Below are 18,374 nucleotides of genomic sequence, written 5' to 3' on the forward strand. Positions count from 1 at the left end.
AAACAGAAAGATCAACTGGTAGTAATCCGTACTGAACATATTATACATTATTTTCAGTATAGTTGAGCTTATTATTGACTAGAGTCATGCTCCAGCAGGATCTGCTCACTCTGGACTTAACCCCGGCGACGGTGGTGAGCTGCTATTTGCTGCCCCGCTCCCACCTGCTGATCCGAGACAAGCTGCGCTCCCAGCTTCGGCCCGGCGCTCGTCTGGTCACCCACTCCTTCGACATGGGAGATTGGCTCCCCACCGCCACCACCACCGTATCGGATGTTATCAACACCTACACCATCTATCTCTGGCGAATCTAACCCTGGGGATCCCAGGCCGTCGCTTCCTCAAAAGCAGCAGAGGGCTGGTGCAGCACAATCCGGTTGCCATCGGGATCCCGAAAATCCACCTCCTGTCCGTGAAAGGCTTGTCGCAGAGGGGAAATGGAGATCTGATAAGCTCCCGCCAACCCCTCCAGTGTTGTCAGGGATCCCTGTAAATCTTGCACCTGCAGGCAGAGGCTCACCGCTGCGGCTTGGGCACCACCATCGAGATGATGGCTGCGATAGAGGCCCAGCCGCAACCCTGGCAGACGAAACTCTACGTACACCGGATCCCCCTCTGTCGGGAGCTGGACTTGGGGAGAGATCCCCAAGAGATCCCGATAGAAGCGTTGTAGACGAGGCAAGTCCAGGGTAGCCACGCTAACCAAGGCACCAGAGAGCTGCATCGCAACCGCCAAAAGACCGGGTTGGTCTATCTTAGCTAAACTGCCGAGAAGCCCCGCGCTGTACCCGCAGGGTGAGCGTCGGGAGGATGTCACTCAGCTCCAACACCACGCGAGTCTGGGTGGCGATGTCGGATCCACCGTCTTGCCCTCCGGATCCAGGGCCAATGTGCCCGAGATGTAGAGGGTATTTTGCCCACCTTCACGCCGGGAGAATAGGGGGCGATGGCCGGATAGCCGGCTGGAGCAATGGCAACCTTAGGCACGAGGGATCCCGAATCACAACAGGATTGCACCTTAGCGGCGAATTCGATCTTCCACAGCTGGCTGGGATACAGCTACAGCCGGTTTCTCTGGAGCAGATTCCCGATCTTCGGGGGAGATTCTCTTGCAGAACTAGACTATAGTAGGTACCAAAGCTTGCTGCTTCTTCCCAAGTCAAGACTGGAGCGACTTACCGTGGGGTTCTTCAGCCGATTTTCCCGTGATATGGGCATTGATTTGGGCACTGCCAACACGCTGGTCTACGTGGCCGGGCGAGGCATTGTCCTGCAAGAGCCCTCTGTGGTCGCCATCGACCAAAACACCAAGCAACCCCTGGCTGTGGGGGAAGATGCCAAAAAAATGTTGGGCCGTACCCCCGGCAACATTGTAGCGGTGCGTCCTCTGCGAGATGGGGTGATTGCCGATTTCGACACGGCGGAGATGATGCTAAAACACTTCATCCACCGCGTACACGAGGGCCGGTACCTGATTGCTCCCCGCATTGTGATTGGGATCCCCAGCGGTGTGACCGGGGTGGAGCGACGGGCGGTGATGGAAGCCGCTCTCCAAGCTGGGTCGCGGGAGGTGTATTTGGTGGATGAGCCGGTGGCAGCAGCAATCGGGGCCGGGCTGCCGGTGCAAGAGCCCACTGGGAACATGATCATCGACATTGGCGGCGGCACCACTGAGGTAGCCGTCCTCAGTTTGCAGGGGATCGTGCTGAGCGAGTCGGTGCGGGTAGCGGGAGATGAGCTGAGCGAGGCCATCGCCCAGTACATGAAAAAGGTTCACAACCTCACCATCGGGGAGCGCACCGCTGAAGAGATCAAGATTCGGATTGGCTCCGCCTACCCAATTCAAGAGGAACTGACCATGGAAGTGCGCGGGTTACACCTGCTCTCGGGTTTACCCCGTACCGTCACGGTGAAGAGCACCGAAATTCGCGAGAGCATGGCCGAGCCCCTCTCGGTGATTGTGGAAGCCATTAAGCGCACCCTGGAGCGCACTCCACCGGAATTGGCTGCCGACATCATCGACCGAGGCATCATGCTGGCCGGGGGAGGAGCCTTGCTCAAGGGTCTAGATGCCCTGATCAGCCATGAAACCGGGATCTTGGTTCACATTGCCCCGGATCCCCTCAGTTGTGTGGTGCTCGGTACAGGGCGAGTTTTGGAGGATTTCAAAACCCTAGGTCGAGTGTTGAGCGGCAGCTTCAAGGGCTAGAGGAGTTTCTTCCCATCCCTGATCTAAGGTGTGAGTCGAGTGGGTTGGAGAGGTATTGCTTGAATTGGCTACGCCAATGGTGGAGGCGCCATAGCCTGGGGTTGCTCCTGTCTGCTTTGGCGATGGGGGCAGCGCTGGGCTTGCGCCAAACCCAGGGATCCCTGTTGGTGGAATTGTACAGTTGGATCACTGCTCCAGCCCGTCCGCCTGTGGATCCTGCTGCGGTGCTCAGCCAGGCCGCTAACCGTGAGCTGCAAGCCCTGGTAGCCGAGTTGCAGTACCAAAACCGCGAGCTGAAGCGACTGCTGCAATTTACCGAGCAAATGCCCCAAGCGGGGATCCCAGCAGCCGTGGTGGGTCGCAGCGCCGATCACTGGTGGCAACAGCTCACCCTCAGCCGCGGCAGCCGGCATGGAGTCAGGGTGGGAGATGTAGTCATGGCGCCGGGAGGGTTGATCGGGCGAGTCGAGTCGGTCACGCCCAACACCAGCCGAGTGCTCCTGATCAGCGATCCCACCAGCCGTGTCGGGGTAATGCTGAGTCGCAGCCGACACATGGGCATCCTGAGGGGTACGGGCACCCAGAGTGCCATTTTGGATTTTTTCGACAAGGCCCCCAAAGTAGAGGTGGGGGATGTGGTGGTGACCTCGGGCCTGAGCAGCTTTTACCCAGCCGGGGTTGTGGTGGGAACGGTTCGAGCGGTCAACTTGGATGCCAGCCCTGCCCCTCAAGCCACTGTCGAACTGTCGGCGCCGCTGGGTCTCTTGGAATGGGCCTTGATCTACCGCTATGCTCAACCCTCTGATTCCTAAGCTTAAGTCTCACCTTAACTGGCTGGTGACTGTCCTGTCGGGATTGCTGGCAGCAGTGGCCCCTTGGTGGCGAGGGCCGGGCTTGGAGCTAGCAGGCTTAACCCCAGATTGGCCCTTGATCTGGGTGGTGTGCTGGAGTGTGCGGCGCAAAGCTTGGCAGGGGGCTGTTGCCGGGGTCACCCTGGGTTTTCTGCAAGATGCGCTGACCAGCCCTTGTCCTACCCATGCGCTGGGGCTGGCTGTAGTTGGGATCCTCACCGCCAAGTTGCAAAAACAACGCTACATGCAAGAAGACTTTATCTCGGTGGCCTTGATCGTTTTTGGTATGGTGGTGATCGCCGAAACCTTGATGGCACTGCAATGGATGTGGCTCGTGGCCTCGCAGGGATCCGATGACCTGGATCCAGCAGGAACGCAAACCTTGCTGGATGGATTGGAGAACTCCCTTCGGTTTTTCGGCAACATTGGTGGCGATGGCCCCCGTTCTCTGGAGAGCATCTGGTGGAACCATCAACGCAATGCCCTCACGTCTGCTATTTTAAGTAGCCTCTGGGCACCCGCTTTGTATTGGCCCCTCAGCCGTTGGTGGCAATCTCAAGAGCGGGATCCCAGAGAGATTTAGCCCCTGTTTTATGCCAAATCATCCTATCTTTCGGTTAAAACCCAGGTCACAGCAGAGTATGTCCCTTGCCATTTTTGGCAAGAGAGAACTCTCGAGGCGGTGGGAGCCCATTTGCCGGCTCGCTCCGGCATTCTACTTCTTTTGCATTGGCGCTGCGCTGGTCAGAAAAAGCGACGATCTGGAAAACTTCTCGTCGGGGGGGAGCAATTTTGGCCTAAAATGAACCCCAGGACTGGGATATAAGCCCCATCTTTTTCAGACAGCTTTGGGCTAATGTCGCGCATCTCAATCAAAAAGTCAAAAGCATAGGAAGCGCAGGCGACGTCAAGGCTGACCTTGTGGCAACTGCACTTAGAATTTGACTTAGAGCAATCATTGGGAGGGATCCATGCCGCATACAATTGTCACCGATATCTGTGAAGGTGTGGCCGACTGTGTAGAGGCTTGCCCTGTTGCCTGCATCCACCCCGGCGATACCAAAAATGCCAAAGGCACCGACTACTTTTGGATTGAGTTTTCCACCTGCATCGACTGTGGCATCTGTTTACAGGTTTGCCCCGTAGAGGGCGCTATTCTGCCGGAGGAAAAGCCGCATCTGCAGCGAGTGCCCCGCTAATTCCAGGGAAGCATCCCTGGCCACACGCCGGGATTCAACGAGAATTACAATCATTTCAATTCCAACCAGGACGCTGCACCCACACCTAGAACGTTAGTCGCGTCTTCGCGTCGTCGTGTCAGCGTTGCGGTTCCCGTCAGGGTGCCGTAGGCATAGCAATAGCGTTGCGGAGCAACAATACGCAGAACCGGAAGGCTTTTCAAGGACTCCGTCCCGCTGGCGCGATCAGTAGCCTAGGCGTTTCACCTTAGCCTGAAACAACTATAAGCTTTAGCGCAAGGAAGCCAGAGCAACGACGCCGCTGGTCAGCCAGCTCAGGGCCAAGATCCCCCCCAGGAAAGCCAATGGGATCAGGCCCAGCAGCCGCCACCACTCCAAATCCAGCGCTACAGCTACTGCCCGCACCTGCCAAACCACAAACCACAGCAGAGCTGACAAGCCCAGCAGGGATCCCACCACCCCACCCAACGATTGAGCAGGCCCCAGCAGCAGCCACGGCAAACCGGCAAACCCCGTCAAGCACAGCAGCGCTGAAAAGGAAGGGACAGCCCGACCCAAACAAAAGGCCAGCAATTGCAACAAAGCCGCCAAACCCACCCAGCCCAGGGATCCCATCAGCACCGCCAGCACCATGCTCGGCAGGCTTACCCCAGAGCGGCGAATCGCATCCAGGACGTTGAGCAGCCCCACCACCCCAAAGGCTTGCCAGAGAACAGGCTGTTCCCGCAACGCCCGAAAGGTGCGCTCCGGCAGAAACCAAGCGCCGTAGATGTTGTCTAACCAGGAACCGAGCATGGCCGGCAACAAGTCAAGCTATCTTTCATCCTAGCCCTTATGAGCACTTGACAGGCACATCCCAAAAATGGGGTATGATTGGGAGAGGATTCTGCGGCGTTGGTGACTGCCGTTATGTTTTTGCGATCTATACCCTTCGACAATTAGGATGGGAAGTGGATGTGAGAGCAGTAGGCCAAACTTGATTTGGAAACTATCGACAATCATCCCCGGTATCCTACACTGGATTTTCCAGGTCGAAAACCACGGTAAAACGGCGCAACAGTATCCTCAAAAGAGCCCTCGAAAGGGGGCCTTTTTGTTGTTTGGATATTGTCGGATATTGTCAATGCTGCAGTTAATGGGTATTGCTCTGGCGCTGGGCTCCATCCTTTAGTCGAGCTTCTGGGCACTGGTCTACGTCTTGCTGCAGGGCAGCCAAGTCTGTCTTTCGCTTGCGGGTCTTGACTTTTGTTGTCGTGAGGTCTGCTCGGCTCAGCCAGCGATAAACGGTTGCACAAGTGACATAACTCCCGCACTCATGCTGACGCAAAGCGCTCCGCGCCGCTAAAGCGAGAGAGTGCGAGCTTCAAGGACTCCGTCCCGCTGACGCGAAAAGGACGGGATGCCCCACCGCCCTGTGCTTGATATCTGTAGCAGCTGCTGTTTTTATCATCGTTTATTTCAGCGGTTCTAGGTTCACGGCAGGTTGACAGCAGCTACGGTTTTTGTTGCCGCCGATCTAGTTAGCTTTGCTAACTCTACCTCAAGTTCTGGGGGAAGTTGCGCCTGTGGAGATTCCTCTGCCGGGGTTGAGTCAAAAGCTCAGCTAGGTAAGGGTCGTAGAAGCAGGAAGCAACCGGTTGTTTAGTTCATCCTAGGGGGTGAAATAAACGACCATGAGTTGCAGAACGGTCAACAGGAGAGTTGCTCCCACCATCAAACTCCCCCAAATCCATACAACCTGTCGCAGCAGTCCCAAGCTTTCCCGCACCACTTGCGGGGTCAAGGGGCGAGCTGGGATCCCCAATTTGGGTTTCACCTTCGGGATCCCCTGATAGAAATTGGTTCCCCCCAGTTGGATCTGCAGCCGCCAGGCAAAAGCCGCCTCGCTCCACCCCGAATTGGGGCTGGGATCCGCTTGCGCGTCCTGACGACACCGCTGCCAGAACCCCCAAGGATCCCGGCTGAGCAGGGCCAGGGTGAGCACCGTCAGGCGGCAGGGCAGCCAAGTCAGCCCATCCTCACAGCGGGCCGGCACTGTGCCCAAATGAGTGAAAGGGGGGTGGCGGTAGCCCACCATCGAATCCAGCGTGCTGCTGGCCTTGTAGGCTAGGGCCAAGGGCGCCCCTCCCAAGAAGGCGTAGAACAGAGGGGCAGTTGCTCCGTCGGGAGTATTTTCGGCCACCGTCTCAATCAGCGCCCGCAAAATCTCCGGCTCCGTCAGGTGCTCTGTATCCCGCCCCACGTAGCGGCTGAGACGTTGACGGGCCTCCGGCAGATCCTCTTTTTCCAAGGGATCCAACACCTCCAAGGCGGCAAAGCGCAGGCTGCGCCCTCCCAGACAGCTGGCCATCAGGATCACCTGCACGAGGATCCCTGCCCAGGGATGGATGGCATTGCCGATGGCGACCAGTCCCCAGCCCACGCCGTAGGATCCCCCCACCAGAGCCAGGGTGAGCACTGCCCCGCCCCACCGTTGTGCTCGCGGAGTTGAGCAGTGCTTGAGGATATAGCCTTGTCCCCAGGCAATTACAGCCCCCATCACCCGCACCGGATGAGGCCAACCCCAGGGATCCGCCAGCAGGTAATCCAGTACCAAAGCTGCCGCCAGCACCACCCCGGCAGTTGGTTGGGCCGGGAAAAACAGCGATGACTCCATCCCGCCAGCAGGCTCAAACCACAAATCCACTCTCCTGATCCTGAGCCGCCTGCCAGCTACGAACATCAAAATACAGATCTTCCAAGGTGGTTTCCTCCAGCACCTGCTGCACTTGCCGAGCGATCCGCTTCCACAGGGCTTCCGTCACCCAGTCCAGCCGCTCCGCCGGATGCACGGCTGTGGCGTCAGAACTCTCCACAAGAGGATGCAGGGATTCTCCCACTGCCGCCAAAATGGCGCTGATCGGGATCCGCCGCGGTGCCCGTGCCAGCCGGTAGCCTCCCTGGGCCCCCCGTTGGGAACAAACCAAGCCAGCCTGGCGCAACTCAATCAGCAACTTTTCCAGGTAGGGAGCTGGGATCCCCTGTCGCTGAGCAATGGCCCGCACCGAAGCCATTTGCCCGGAGCCGAGCATCGCCAGATCCAACAAAGCTTTGATGCTATAGGTGGCCCGCGTTGTCAAGCGCACCGGGATCCCTCTCCGCAGCACTTCTCGATCCTGCCATAGGACTCCGTCCCGCTACCGCGAAAGGACTCCGTCCCGCTACCGCGAAAGGCAGATGCTTGGGTATCGGGGCACCGGCCAAGAGAGGTTAATCTGGGGATCCGAGGCGATCTCTAATTGCTCTAATTGGCTATTGTCTGGTTATCGGCAGCTCAGCCTTGGAGCTCGGGATGGAACACCCCACCGCCAGCCTTTATTTGGTGGCTACCCCCATCGGCAACCGCGAAGACATCACCCTGCGGGCGCTGCGGGTTCTGCGCGAGGTGGATTGGGTGGCAGCAGAAGATACTCGCCACTCCGGCCAGCTTCTTAAACATTTTCAAATCTCCGCCCGCCTCATCAGCTATCACGAGCACAACGCTGCCCAACGGATCCCGCAACTCCTGAAGTATCTGTCGGCGGGCCAGTCGGTGGCCCTGATCAGCGATGCCGGCACTCCTGCCATCTCCGATCCGGGAGAAGAGTTGGTGCGCGCCTGCATTCAGGCCGGGATCCCGGTGATCCCTGTGCCGGGGCCGGTAGCTGCTGTTGCCGCCTTGACCGCTTCGGGCCTGCCTACAGGACGATTCGTGTTCGAGGGATTTTTGCCGCTTAAACCCAGTCAGCGACAGGCCCGCCTGCAACAGTTGGCCCAAGAAGAGCGCACCGTCGTTCTCTATGAAGCTCCCCATCGCCTGCGCCAAACTCTGCAGGATCTGCTGGATCACTGCGGCCCAGAGCGGCAGATCGTGCTGGCGCGGGAGCTGACCAAGCTGTATGAGTCCTTCTGGCGGGGATCCCTGGCAGCAGCTCTGGAGCACTGCGCCGCCCAGCCGCCGCGGGGGGAGTTCACCCTCTTGCTTGAGGGATATGTGGGTGCCGTTCCCAGCCCTAACCCTGCCAGAGGCGGGACGGAGTCCTTGAATGGGCGGGGAGACAGTGAATCGGAAGCGGAAATTCGTCAAGAAATGGCCCGATTGCTGGCCGAAGGCCTGTCCCGGTCTGCAGCCAGCCGCCAGTTGGCCCAGCGTCTGCAGGGATCCCCCATCTGGACGCGGCGCCGCCTTTACGATCTATCCTTGCAGCTTGAGCCGCTCTCCAGTTCTGGCGGGACGGAGTCCTTTTCTGAGTACGTCAGCGCTCCACATTGTTTCCAAGACAACAGCGAGACCGAGTCCTGAGGTGTTCGCGTTAGCGGGACGGAGTCCTATGGCACGGATTTTGTTGGTGGACGATGAAGTGGAGTTGGCCGATTCTCTGGCCCAGCAATTGAGGCGAGAGGGCTACACGGTGGACGTCGCCTACACAGGAGGGCGGGCCTGGGAGCTGCTGCAAAAGTCCCCCGCTCTGCCCTACGATCTGCTGGTCTTGGATTGGATGTTGCCGGAGCTCTCTGGGCTTTCCCTCTGCCAGCGGGTACGGCAGGTGGATTGCACCACCCCTATCCTGTTTCTGACGGCCAAAGATACCCTAGACGACCGGGTGGAAGGGCTGGATGCCGGGGCAGATGATTACTTGGTGAAGCCGTTTGAGCTGCGGGAACTGCTGGCGCGGGTGCGAGCCCTCCTGCGGCGGGCCACCGGCCCTGGAGAAGGGATCCCTCGCCTGCAGGTCGGGGATTTGGAGCTGGATCGGGAGAACCAGGTGGCCTACCGGCAGGGGCGGATGATCCACCTCTCCCAAAAAGAGTTTCGCCTGCTGGAGTACTTCATGACCCACCCCGGCCAGTTGCTCACCCACGACCAGATCTACGAGCAGGTGTGGGCCGGAGAGGATCCCCCCAGCAGCAATGTCTTGGCAGCTCAGGTGCGCCTGCTGCGGCGCCGCCTCAGGTTGCCCGGAGCAGCAGAATTGATCCACGCCGTCTACGGCAAGGGCTATCGCTTCGGGCCTGTCGCCGGGGATCCCTAGCAGCCGTCCCACCTGTAGATAAAACCAAGGCTCCCCCGAAAAGAAGGAGCCCTGCCGGGTCTGGGGAGCGCTTTCAGTCAGCAATGCCACCAGGGCGTTCCTCCCTTCAACCCTGGGGAGCCCAGTCGCCGCGCTATCGGCAACTCCCCTCTCCTCCTGTGGGAAAGGGGCTGGGGGTGAGGGCTCACTTGGACTTGAGCTTCTCCGCTTTCTCGATGGCCTCTTCGATGGTGCCCACCAAGTAGAAGGCTTGCTCCGGCAGATCGTCCAGTTCTCCCGACAAAATGCGCTGGAAGCCCTTGATGGTGTCTGCCAGTTTCACGTACTTGCCGGGGGAGCCGGTGAACACCTCCGCCACGAAGAACGGCTGGGACAGGAAACGCTCGATGCGGCGGGCGCGGGCCACCACCAGCTTGTCCTCTTCCGACAGCTCGTCCAGCCCCAGGATGGCGATGATATCTTGCAGCTCTTTGTAGCGCTGCAGCGTTTGCTTCACTGCCCGGGCGGTGTTGTAGTGCTCTTCGCCCACAATGTCCGCCTGCAGGATGGTGGAAGAGGAATCCAGGGGATCCACCGCCGGATAAATACCCTTGGCTGCCAAGCTGCGGGACAATACCACCGTGGAGTCAAGGTGGGCAAAGGTGGTGGCTGGGGCCGGATCCGTCAAGTCGTCAGCAGGCACATACACCGCCTGCACCGAGGTGATGGATCCCTGCTTGGTAGAGGTGATGCGCTCTTGCAGGTTGCCCATTTCGGTAGCCAAGGTGGGCTGGTAACCCACCGCCGAGGGCATGCGGCCCAACAGCGCCGACACTTCCGACCCGGCCTGCACAAAGCGGAAGATATTGTCGATGAACAGCAGCACGTCCTGCTTGTTAACGTCGCGGAAGTACTCTGCCATGGTCAGGGCAGTCAGGCCAACCCGCATGCGGGCACCCGGTGGCTCGTTCATCTGGCCATAGACCAGCGCCACTTTGTCCAGCACACCGGATTCTTTCATCTCGTTGTAGAGGTCATTGCCCTCGCGGGTGCGCTCTCCCACGCCGGCAAACACCGATAGGCCAGAGTGCTCCTCAGCGATGTTGTGGATCAGCTCCTGGATGAGCACTGTCTTGCCGACGCCGGCACCGCCAAACAGGCCCACCTTGCCCCCCTTTTTGAAGGGGGCCAGCAGGTCAATCACCTTGATGCCGGTTTCAAAGGGCTCTGGCTTAATCGTCAAATCGACAAGTGGAGGCGCACTGCGGTGGATGGGGGCAAATTCTTGGGCTTGAACGGGCTCTCCTTGGTCAACCGGCTCTCCCAGCACATTGAAAATGCGCCCCAGGGTGGGCTGCCCGACCGGCACAGTAATCGGAGCGCCCGTATCCACCACCGGCATGCCCCGCACCAGGCCGTCGGTCGAGGACATGGCCACCGCACGCACGCGGTTATCCCCCAAAAGCTGCTGCACCTCAAAGGTGACGTTAACCTTCAGGCCGCTTTCGGTTGTGCCCTCCACCTTGAGGGCATTGTAGATTTCGGGCAGCTTGCCGCTGGGAAACTCGGCGTCGATCACAGGCCCAATGACCTGAGTGATGTAGCCAACATTGGTGGCAGTAGCGGTGGCAGTAACCATGATTGAGGCTCAGCTCCTTGTGTGCTCAGTTATCGACTCAGCAATGCCGGGTGTAAATCATTATCATCATACAAATAAAGGGATCCCAGTTGCTGCCGCACTTTTGCCTGTCCAGCCTATGGGGGATCCCCGGCAGGGAGGGCTTTTCTTCGCTACCCTAGAGCTAGGTTAGAGAGGGGGATCGCCAGCGATGAGCCACTACGGAGGCCGTATTGCACAGCTCAGCTCCGTTAGGTTGGGAGGACGGCGTTCCCGCCCGCGTCGGGGCCGGGCCCTACAACTGGGGATCCTCGGCTTTTTGCTGGGGTTAGGGGTGATGGGGGGAGCTTGGTGGTACAGCATCGGGCCCCGGCAAACCCTTTCCCTGTATTGGCTGACCAGTGCTGACAACTCTATTGACTACGTGCAGCAGGAGCGCAGGGTTCGCGCCTTTGACACTCAAGAAGCCATCCGCCTGGCCTTGGAGGAGCTGATTGCCGGCCCCCGGGATCCCCACCTCACCACGGCCATTCCCCCCCAGACGCGGGTGTTGGATGTGCGGGTGGAGGGCGACGATATTTTCCTCAACTTCTCCCCCGAATTCACGCAAGGGGGGGGATCCACGGCGATGATGAGCCGGATTGCGCAGGTGCTCTACACGGCCACCAGCCAAAACCCCGGCGCGCGGGTGTGGATCTCGGTGGAAGGCCGTGCCCTAGAAGTGCTGGGGGGAGAGGGGCTGATCCTGGATCAACCCCTGACACGGGCCTCGTTTGTGCCCAGCTTTCAGCTGCCAGCGGAGCCGGCAACCCCGAAGGACTCCGCCCCCCTAACGGGGTCGCCAAAGCGTCGCCTAGCGATAACGGCTTCTTGAGACGGAAACCATGAGCTGGTTGCAGCGGGTGGGCAGCAGTTTTCTCCTGACCGGTCAGGTGATTTTGCATCTGATGCGGGGCCGTATCCATCGTCGCAACACCCTGGATCAGCTTGCGGCGGTGGGGCTGGAGTCGCTGCTGATTGTTCTGATTACGGCGGTGGTGATCAGCGGTGTTTTCACCATCCAGTTGGCGCGGGAGTTCATCAACTTTGGCGCTTCCTCCCTAATTGGGGGAGTTTTGGCGATTGCCCTTGCCCGCGAGCTGACGCCGGTGGTGACGGCGGTGATCTTGGCCGGACGGGTGGGATCCGCCTTTGCCGCCGAGCTGGGCACCATGAAAGTCACGGAGCAGATCGACGCTCTGCTGTTGTTACGCACCGATCCGGTGGATTATCTGGTGATCCCGCGGGTGCTGGCTGCGGGGCTGATGCTGCCGGTGCTCACCATCCTCTCCCTGCTGACGGGGCTGGTGGGGGGGATGATCATCTGCGCTTCGGCCTACAACATCTCTCCTGCAGTGTTTCTCAACTCGGCGCAAACCCTTCTGAGCTCCTGGGATTTGCTCGTCTGTTGTTTGAAGGCGATGGTGTTTGGGTCTTTGATCGCCATTGTCGGCTCCAACTGGGGCCTTTCCACCAGCGGGGGAGCCAAGGGGGTGGGTCGCTCCACCACCGATGCAGTGGTTACGGCGCTGCTGGGCGTGTTTGTTACCAACTTCCTTATTTCTTGGCTGTTGTTTCAGGGGCCGGGGAGCGCCCTCAGCCGCGCGTTGTAGCCACTTCTGCTGTCCCGTTAGCGTTGCGGAGCAATAGGGAGAGAGCTAGGATGGGATCCCCTTTCCCTTCAGCGGTGCAGAGCACTTTGCGAGTAGAATTTCAGATTTTCCGACAGTTGCCGCCGGAGCCGCCCCGCTGGCAGTCCTTCTGGCTGGAGACATCCCCTGGCGCCACCATTCTCGATTGCCTCAACCAGATCAAGTGGGAGCAGGATGGCAGCTTGGCCTTCCGCAAAAACTGCCGCAACACCATCTGTGGCAGTTGCGCCATGCGCATCAACGGTAGGGCAGCCTTGGCTTGTGGCCGACATGTGGGCGAAGAGCTGGATCCCCGCAGCTCCCAGCCACAGACCATTCGCATCGGCCCTCTGGGCAACCTGCCCGTTCTGCGGGATCTGGTGGTGGATATGCAGCCCTTCTGGAACGATCTCAGCCGGGTGGATCCCTTTGTCAGCACGGCAGGGCGACGCATCCCGGAGCGAGAGTTTTTACAGCTGCCTGCCGAACGGGAGCATCTCAACGCTGCCGGTGGCTGTATTCTCTGCGGAGCCTGCTATTCCGATTGCAATGCCAAAGAGGTGAACCCAGAGTTTGTCGGCCCCCATGCTCTGGCCAGAGCCAACCGCCTCGTCCAAGACAGCCGCGACAGCCAACGGGAACAACGCCTGCAGGCTCTGGATAGCTTGGCTGGTGTCTGGGGCTGTACCCGCTGCTGGAACTGCAACAGCGTCTGCCCGATGGGCGTGGCACCTCTGGATCAAATCACCGAACTCAAACAGGGGATCCTCTCCCGCCATGCAGACAAGACCGCTGCTCTGCCCACCGACCGTTCCCGCCAGCACGCTGTTCGCGCTATTCGGACGGAGTCCTTGCCCATAGCCATCCGCCACCGCAAGACTCTGGTGCAACTGGTGCGCTCCGGTGGTTGGATAGATGAGCGCCGCTTTGCCCTGCAGGTGGTGGGCCGGGATCCCAAAGGGCTGCTCAGCTTGGTGCCTTTGGGTCTGCGCCTGTTGGCCAGGGGCAAATTTCCCTTTCGCTTCCAGCCCTCTGCAGGGGCGGCGGCGGTACGGCGGCTTATCGACACAGTTAGGCAGGAAGGGATCCCCTCTAGGCTCCAGTTTTGAGGTTGTCTTGGCCGGAAATCAATCTGGCACTCAAAATCCGATCCCCCACTTTGATGTGGCGCAGCACCTCCGTTCCCTCTGTAACGTACCCGAACACGGCATAGCGGCCATCCATGAGGTTTAACCCCGCCGGGGTGAGATCCGGCTCAGCCATAAAGATGAAGAACTGAGAAGAGGCGCTGTTGGGATCGTCGGGATAGCGGGCCATGGCCACCGTCCCTTCGGCGGAAAAGGGCAGAGCCGGTTCCACATCCCACAGGCCCATCTGATCAAAAGTCTGGCCGTAGCGGGGCATCACCTCGCCTTTGGCGCGAATCTCCATGGGGATGGTGCGAACCTTGCCCGTGGCCGGATCCACATAGCCATCGGCAGGGCCAGGGGGATCCCCGGCCTGCGCCAGGAAGAAGGTCTCCACCCGGTCAAAGGTCAGGCCATCGTAGAAGCCCCGCTGCACCAGGTCGGCAAAGTTGCCGGCAGTGATGGGGGCGCTGTAGCCATCTAAGGTGATCACCATGCGCCCAGCGGTGGTGTTTAGCTCCACCTCTGCCCGCCCCAAGAGCTGAGGTTTGTCGGCATACTCAGCAGGCACTGTGTAGGGGAAAGCCCCCACCCAGTTGTTTTCCAGGGATCCCAGGCTGTCCAGCAGGCGGTCGTAGGCAGCGCGGGCCTCTTCTTTACCCTTGGATTTGCGCTCGCTGGCTTGGCCGATCACCCGCAACTGCTCCCGCAGCGCAGCCATCTGTTCAGAGGCTGGGGTCACCCGATCCGGGGGCAAGCTGGCCAGCAGGGAATCTCCATAGCGATCCAAGAGGTGCTCCACCTGGCGCACATCTCCCCGCACCGCTGACCAGCGGTTGTACTTCAGGTCGGTGTCGATTTTGGAGATGGCCTCATCAATTTCCAGCAGCTTCGTTTCCTGAATAGGCAACGCCCGCCGCAAGAGGGTACGGGGATCGGTAATGGCATCCCCCTGGGGCAGAGCCAAGGCCGGGATCCCCCAGAGCGCCACCCCGCAGAGCAGAGCAGCTACGTAGAGGCCAATCCGGCAAAGGGATCCCCATTGCCAAAATCCTTGGGCACGCTGCGTCATGGTTCCTACCGACTGCAAAACCACTCCTGTCTCAGCGTGACATCCCACCGTCACAGGCGGCAAGCGCTGTCAAACCTCGATAGATATCTCCACGACTGGCTCACTCCACCTGGGGGAAAGCCGTTATCGCTACGCAACGCTTTTGCAACCGCGATAGCAAAGACGGAGTTCTCAGAGGGCACGACTACACGGCTCTCCTACCTAGGAACGGTGACCTCGAAACGGATGACACCGGCTGAGCCAGAACTGCCTCCCCCCACATTCACCACCACCACACCGTTGGGGTTGCTGATGCCCCCACAAGCAGGCGGCACGGCCCCACCCGGCGGAATGAAGGCTCCCCCTCCCCCTGTGCTCACCGACAGGCTGCCCGGCACGTACCGCAAACCCGCTGCCAAGGGGTCGCACACCACAAAGGTGGAAGCAGGCGAGTCCAGCAGGAAGTAGATGGCAAACTGCACCCGCGCTCCTGGGCGCACCGGCAGGTTGATGGCCCCCTGCAGGAAGGTGCTGGCTCCGCCTGGCCAAGGGATCCCTGGGTTGTCGTTGGGGTCGGTGGGCTCGTCGAAGAATTCGGGAATGGAGAGGCCATTGAGGGCGCTGATCCGCTTGACCAGTCGGATCCCTTCGCCTGGGGGAGGTGCCGGGCTGGGCGTGGGTGTGGGGGTGGGTGTTGGAGTGGGCGTGGGCGTCGGGGTGGGTGTGGGTGTTGGAGTCGGTGTGGGTGTTGGAGTGGGTGTGGGTGTCGGAGTCGGTGTGGGCGTCGGAGTGAGTGTGGGCGTGGGTGTGGGGGTGGGTGTTGGAGTGGGCGTGGGCGTCGGAGTGAGTGTGGGTGTCGGTGTTGGGGTGGGCGTGGGCGTCGGAGTGAGTGTGGGTGTCGGTGTTGGGGTGGGCGTCGGCGTAGGCGTGGGCGTCGGGGTGGGTGTGGGTGTTGGCGTCGGTGTTGGGGTGGGGGTGGGCGGAGCTTGCTCCTCATATGCTCCTACATCACACCGAACTCCAGCAGGTCGGGAAAAACCCCGCTGATCCTGGTTGACAGGGCTACTGTTCAGGTCGGTACACTGCCCGGCTGGCACAGCGTCGATGGCTACACTGCCTGCCAGAAGGGCATGGGTCTGGGTCGGCCCACCATTGTTGGCCAGTGGCCCAAGGTTCAAAGCTGCTGAGGTCACAGCCGTAAGTCCTGGGCAGCTTCCATCGGTGTCGAGATTCGCCCCGCTGGGGGTGAGAGTGCCAGCGTTGGAACAATTACCTCCGCTTGTACTGTTTGCTACGATTGAGTTTCTGAGGTTGGCTGTGGCGCCGTTGAAAATACCTCCACCTTCTGAAGCTGAGTTCGATGCAATTGTTACAAAGCTTAGACTGCTGGTGCCGAGATTGTAAATGCCACCGCCTTTTGTGCCAGCACTATTTCCTGATAGGGTGCTGTTGGTAATGTTTACTGTACTGCTGCTGGAAACATAGATCCCTCCCCCTTCCTGGTTGACATTGTTGAAGGGGATCTTGCTGGCGTTGTTGAAGGAGATCTCGCTGGCGTTGAGGGTTACCTTGCCGCCGTTGCCGTTGTAAATGCCACCCCCTTTTTCACTAACGTTATTGCCGGAGATCCCTGTTTTGCTGATGTTTGTCGTGCCTAAATTGTAGATGCCGCCCCCTTCCTTGCCAGCACCATTGTTGACAATGCCGGCGTTGGTAACCGTTACCGTGCCGCCGCTGCCGTTGTAGATGCCGCCCCCTTCCTTGCCAGCACCATTGTTGACAATGCCGGCGTTGGTAACCGTTATCGTGCCGCCGCTGCCGTTGTAGATGCCGCCCCCTTTGTCACCAACGCCATTGTTGGAAATGCCAGTGTTGGTAATTGTTACCTTGCCGCCGCTGCCGTTGTAGATGCCACCTCCCTCCTGGTCGGCACCGTTGCCGGAAATGCCCGCTGCGTCAATGGTTACTGTGCCCAGGTTGTAGATGCCGCCCCCTCTTTGGCCAACACCATTGTTGACAATGCCGGCGTTGGTAACCGTTACCGTGCCGCCGCTGCCGTTGTAGATGCCGCCCCCTTCTTTGCCAGCACCATTGTTGGCAATGCCCGCTGCGTCAATGGTTACTGTGCCCAGGTTGTAGATGCCGCCCCCTTTGTCACCAACGCTATTGTTGGAAATGCCAGTGTTGGTAATTGTTACCTTGCCGCCGCTGCCGTTGTAGATGCCGCCTCCCTCCTGGCCGGCACGGTTGTCGGAAATGCCCGCTGCGTCAATGGTTACTGTGCCCAGGTTGTAGATGCCGCCCCCTTCTTTGCCAGCACCATTGTTGACAATGCCGGCGTTGGTAACCGTTACCTTGCCGCCGCCGCCGTTGTAGATGCCGCCTCCCTCCTGGCCGGCACCGTTGTCGGAAATGCCCGCTGCGTCAATGGTTACTGTGCCCAGGTTGTAGATGCCGCCCCCGAAAGAAAAAGCCCCATTATTGGAGATCTGAACATTGGAGACTGCAAGCTGACCGCCGACCTCCACAAAAACACCGCCACCGGCAGTATTTGCAGTATTTGGATTTGGATTTGGAGGATTGGCTCCATCCGCACAGCCACTTTTGATCTCTACACCTTGTAGATTGAGCTTGCCTCCGCTGCTGACATGGAAAATGCGAAACTCGCCTTTGGCTGCACTACCGTCTAGATCGCATGCTATCGAAGTATCTCGCTGGATCGTCGCCCCGTTGCCTTGAATGGTGATGGTGCTGGTAATGTCCAAATCGTCGTTGTCCGCTCCAAAGTCAGTTTGATGTCCCGACCCATCGTCGTCTTTCGACAAGGTATAGGTCCTCCCTTCCAACAGCACAATCGTGTCCGCACCTGAGCCCGCAGGACACCCATCCACTGCTGAATCGGTGTTTGCGGCTATCACGGCCTCCCGCAGAGAGCAGAGGTCATCAGCGGCTATAGCATCCGTTGAGGTGGTGACGTAGATCGTAGTCTGTGCCGGCGAAGGCAATTGCAAACCTGCTGCTGCTATACTCGCCAACAAAGGCAATACGAACCTAGAGCTGTATTTGCCCACACCTTGCCTCTCTGTCAATCAAGATGGCCTAGTAAGAGGATCCACACCTGCTCACCTGCGGCAACAAGCCATAGACAGGGAGAGGGCCTTGGCAATCAGCCACCCTCATATCATGGATCTCCTCTCCCTAAATCTACCGCCGGCTGCAGTGGATTTCCCATTCCACTCCCACTTCCCTTCCGCCAGCCGATAAGGCATGGCCTCACCTCGGGATGAGAGGCTGCTCCCAGTTGAGGAGCAACGGTGGAATGGCTTTTACCTGGGAACAGTGACCTCGAAGCGGACGACACCGGCTGAGCCAGAACTGCCTCCCCCCACATTCACCACCACCACACCGTTGGGGTTGCTGATGCCCCCACAAGCAGGCGGCACGGCCCCACCCGGCGGAATGAAGGCTCCCCCTCCCCCTGTGCTCACCGACAGGCTGCCCGGCACATACTGCAAGCCAGGCGCCAGGGGATCACACACCACAAAGGTGGAAGCGGGCGAGTCCAGCAGGAAGTAGATGGCAAACTGCACCCGCGCTCCTGGGCGCACCGGCAGGTTGA

General features: G+C 59.6%; 19 protein-coding genes and 1 other RNA gene. 11 read left to right on the forward strand and 9 right to left on the reverse strand.

Features of this window, described 5'->3' with window-relative positions:
- The first annotated feature begins 74 nt into the window (after positions 1 to 74).
- Positions 75 to 314 carry a hypothetical protein gene (locus ACVW0C_RS10160; RefSeq protein ID WP_457385258.1) on the forward strand — a complete coding sequence of 80 codons (240 nt, stop codon included), beginning with the start codon at positions 75 to 77 and terminating at the stop codon, positions 312 to 314.
- Here the strand turns inward: ACVW0C_RS10160 and ACVW0C_RS10165 are convergent.
- Positions 311 to 697, reverse strand: coding sequence for a VOC family protein (locus ACVW0C_RS10165; protein ID WP_457385290.1), 387 nt, complete (start codon positions 695 to 697; stop codon positions 311 to 313). The two genes, ACVW0C_RS10160 and ACVW0C_RS10165, sit on opposite strands and share 4 nt — an antisense overlap.
- Before the next feature lie 483 nt (positions 698 to 1,180).
- Between ACVW0C_RS10165 and ACVW0C_RS10170 the strand changes: the two genes are divergently transcribed.
- From ACVW0C_RS10170 to ACVW0C_RS10185, 4 genes are all read left to right on the forward strand, one after another.
- On the forward strand, positions 1,181 to 2,209 hold the full coding sequence (locus ACVW0C_RS10170; RefSeq protein WP_011434052.1) for a rod shape-determining protein: 1,029 nt from the start codon (positions 1,181 to 1,183) through the stop codon (positions 2,207 to 2,209).
- A gap of 59 nt (positions 2,210 to 2,268) precedes the next feature.
- Positions 2,269 to 3,021, forward strand: coding sequence for a rod shape-determining protein MreC (gene mreC / locus ACVW0C_RS10175; protein ID WP_414387913.1), 753 nt, complete (start codon positions 2,269 to 2,271; stop codon positions 3,019 to 3,021).
- The gene (mreD, locus tag ACVW0C_RS10180) at positions 2,999 to 3,643 is read left to right on the forward strand and encodes a rod shape-determining protein MreD (protein ID WP_414331966.1); all 645 of its coding nucleotides are present in this window, start codon (positions 2,999 to 3,001) and stop codon (positions 3,641 to 3,643) included. Before mreC ends, mreD begins: the two co-directional genes overlap by 23 nt.
- 388 nt (positions 3,644 to 4,031) lie before the next feature.
- Positions 4,032 to 4,259 carry an indolepyruvate ferredoxin oxidoreductase subunit alpha gene (locus tag ACVW0C_RS10185; RefSeq protein WP_011434056.1) on the forward strand — a complete coding sequence of 76 codons (228 nt, stop codon included), beginning with the start codon at positions 4,032 to 4,034 and terminating at the stop codon, positions 4,257 to 4,259.
- 270 nt (positions 4,260 to 4,529) lie between these two features.
- Here the strand turns inward: ACVW0C_RS10185 and ACVW0C_RS10190 are convergent, their stop codons facing one another.
- The gene (locus tag ACVW0C_RS10190) at positions 4,530 to 5,054 is read right to left on the reverse strand and encodes a YIP1 family protein (protein ID WP_457385260.1); all 525 of its coding nucleotides are present in this window, start codon (positions 5,052 to 5,054) and stop codon (positions 4,530 to 4,532) included.
- Between the two features lie 85 nt (positions 5,055 to 5,139).
- Between ACVW0C_RS10190 and ssrS the strand changes: the two genes are divergently transcribed.
- Positions 5,140 to 5,326: non-coding RNA, 6S RNA (ssrS, locus tag ACVW0C_RS10195), on the forward strand.
- Between the two features lie 65 nt (positions 5,327 to 5,391).
- On the opposite strand, the gene ACVW0C_RS10200 is transcribed toward ssrS, so the two are convergent.
- The 3 genes from ACVW0C_RS10200 to ACVW0C_RS10210 all read right to left on the reverse strand — a co-directional run bounded on the left by ACVW0C_RS10200 (position 5,392) and on the right by ACVW0C_RS10210 (position 7,384).
- The gene (locus tag ACVW0C_RS10200; RefSeq protein ID WP_071818172.1) at positions 5,392 to 5,586 is read right to left on the reverse strand and encodes an IS630 transposase-related protein; all 195 of its coding nucleotides are present in this window, start codon (positions 5,584 to 5,586) and stop codon (positions 5,392 to 5,394) included.
- 324 nt (positions 5,587 to 5,910) lie between these two features.
- Entirely contained in the window at positions 5,911 to 6,915 is a 1,005-nt protein-coding gene (cbiB, locus tag ACVW0C_RS10205; RefSeq protein WP_457385262.1) for an adenosylcobinamide-phosphate synthase CbiB, read from the reverse strand.
- Positions 6,916 to 6,928: 13 nt separating this feature from the next.
- Positions 6,929 to 7,384: an Rrf2 family transcriptional regulator gene (locus tag ACVW0C_RS10210; RefSeq protein WP_457385292.1), complete on the reverse strand. Its 456-nt coding sequence runs from the start codon at positions 7,382 to 7,384 to the stop codon at positions 6,929 to 6,931.
- 206 nt (positions 7,385 to 7,590) lie between these two features.
- Here ACVW0C_RS10210 and rsmI point away from each other — a divergent pair, with 206 nt between their 5' ends.
- The gene (gene rsmI, locus ACVW0C_RS10215) at positions 7,591 to 8,580 is read left to right on the forward strand and encodes a 16S rRNA (cytidine(1402)-2'-O)-methyltransferase (RefSeq protein ID WP_457385264.1); all 990 of its coding nucleotides are present in this window, start codon (positions 7,591 to 7,593) and stop codon (positions 8,578 to 8,580) included.
- Positions 8,581 to 8,608: 28 nt separating this feature from the next.
- Entirely contained in the window at positions 8,609 to 9,310 is a 702-nt protein-coding gene (gene rppA / locus ACVW0C_RS10220) for a two-component system response regulator RppA (protein WP_457385266.1), read from the forward strand.
- A gap of 184 nt (positions 9,311 to 9,494) precedes the next feature.
- Here the strand turns inward: rppA and atpD are convergent, their stop codons facing one another.
- Positions 9,495 to 10,928 carry a F0F1 ATP synthase subunit beta gene (gene atpD, locus ACVW0C_RS10225; RefSeq protein ID WP_414407185.1) on the reverse strand — a complete coding sequence of 478 codons (1,434 nt, stop codon included), beginning with the start codon at positions 10,926 to 10,928 and terminating at the stop codon, positions 9,495 to 9,497.
- A gap of 190 nt (positions 10,929 to 11,118) precedes the next feature.
- Here atpD and ACVW0C_RS10230 point away from each other — a divergent pair, with 190 nt between their 5' ends.
- The 3 genes from ACVW0C_RS10230 (at position 11,119) to ACVW0C_RS10240 (ending at position 13,686) form a co-directional block, all read left to right on the forward strand.
- Positions 11,119 to 11,781 carry a GerMN domain-containing protein gene (locus ACVW0C_RS10230; RefSeq protein ID WP_414383625.1) on the forward strand — a complete coding sequence of 221 codons (663 nt, stop codon included), beginning with the start codon at positions 11,119 to 11,121 and terminating at the stop codon, positions 11,779 to 11,781.
- Positions 11,782 to 11,791: 10 nt separating this feature from the next.
- Positions 11,792 to 12,559 carry an MlaE family lipid ABC transporter permease subunit gene (locus ACVW0C_RS10235; RefSeq protein ID WP_457385267.1) on the forward strand — a complete coding sequence of 256 codons (768 nt, stop codon included), beginning with the start codon at positions 11,792 to 11,794 and terminating at the stop codon, positions 12,557 to 12,559.
- 86 nt (positions 12,560 to 12,645) lie between these two features.
- On the forward strand, positions 12,646 to 13,686 hold the full coding sequence (locus ACVW0C_RS10240; RefSeq protein WP_457385294.1) for a succinate dehydrogenase/fumarate reductase iron-sulfur subunit: 1,041 nt from the start codon (positions 12,646 to 12,648) through the stop codon (positions 13,684 to 13,686).
- Here ACVW0C_RS10240 and ACVW0C_RS10245 read toward each other — a convergent pair.
- The 3 genes from ACVW0C_RS10245 to ACVW0C_RS10255 form a co-directional block, all read right to left on the reverse strand.
- On the reverse strand, positions 13,670 to 14,776 hold the full coding sequence (locus ACVW0C_RS10245) for a peptidylprolyl isomerase (RefSeq protein ID WP_457385269.1): 1,107 nt from the start codon (positions 14,774 to 14,776) through the stop codon (positions 13,670 to 13,672). The two genes, ACVW0C_RS10240 and ACVW0C_RS10245, sit on opposite strands and share 17 nt — an antisense overlap.
- Before the next feature lie 197 nt (positions 14,777 to 14,973).
- Positions 14,974 to 17,580 carry a choice-of-anchor Q domain-containing protein gene (locus ACVW0C_RS10250; RefSeq protein ID WP_457385270.1) on the reverse strand — a complete coding sequence of 869 codons (2,607 nt, stop codon included), beginning with the start codon at positions 17,578 to 17,580 and terminating at the stop codon, positions 14,974 to 14,976.
- Between the two features lie 501 nt (positions 17,581 to 18,081).
- Positions 18,082 to 18,345, reverse strand: coding sequence for a hypothetical protein (locus ACVW0C_RS10255; protein ID WP_457385272.1), 264 nt, complete (start codon positions 18,343 to 18,345; stop codon positions 18,082 to 18,084).
- Positions 18,346 to 18,374: the final 29 nt, after the last annotated feature.

This window comes from Thermostichus sp. OS-CIW-26, from assembly GCF_054058395.1.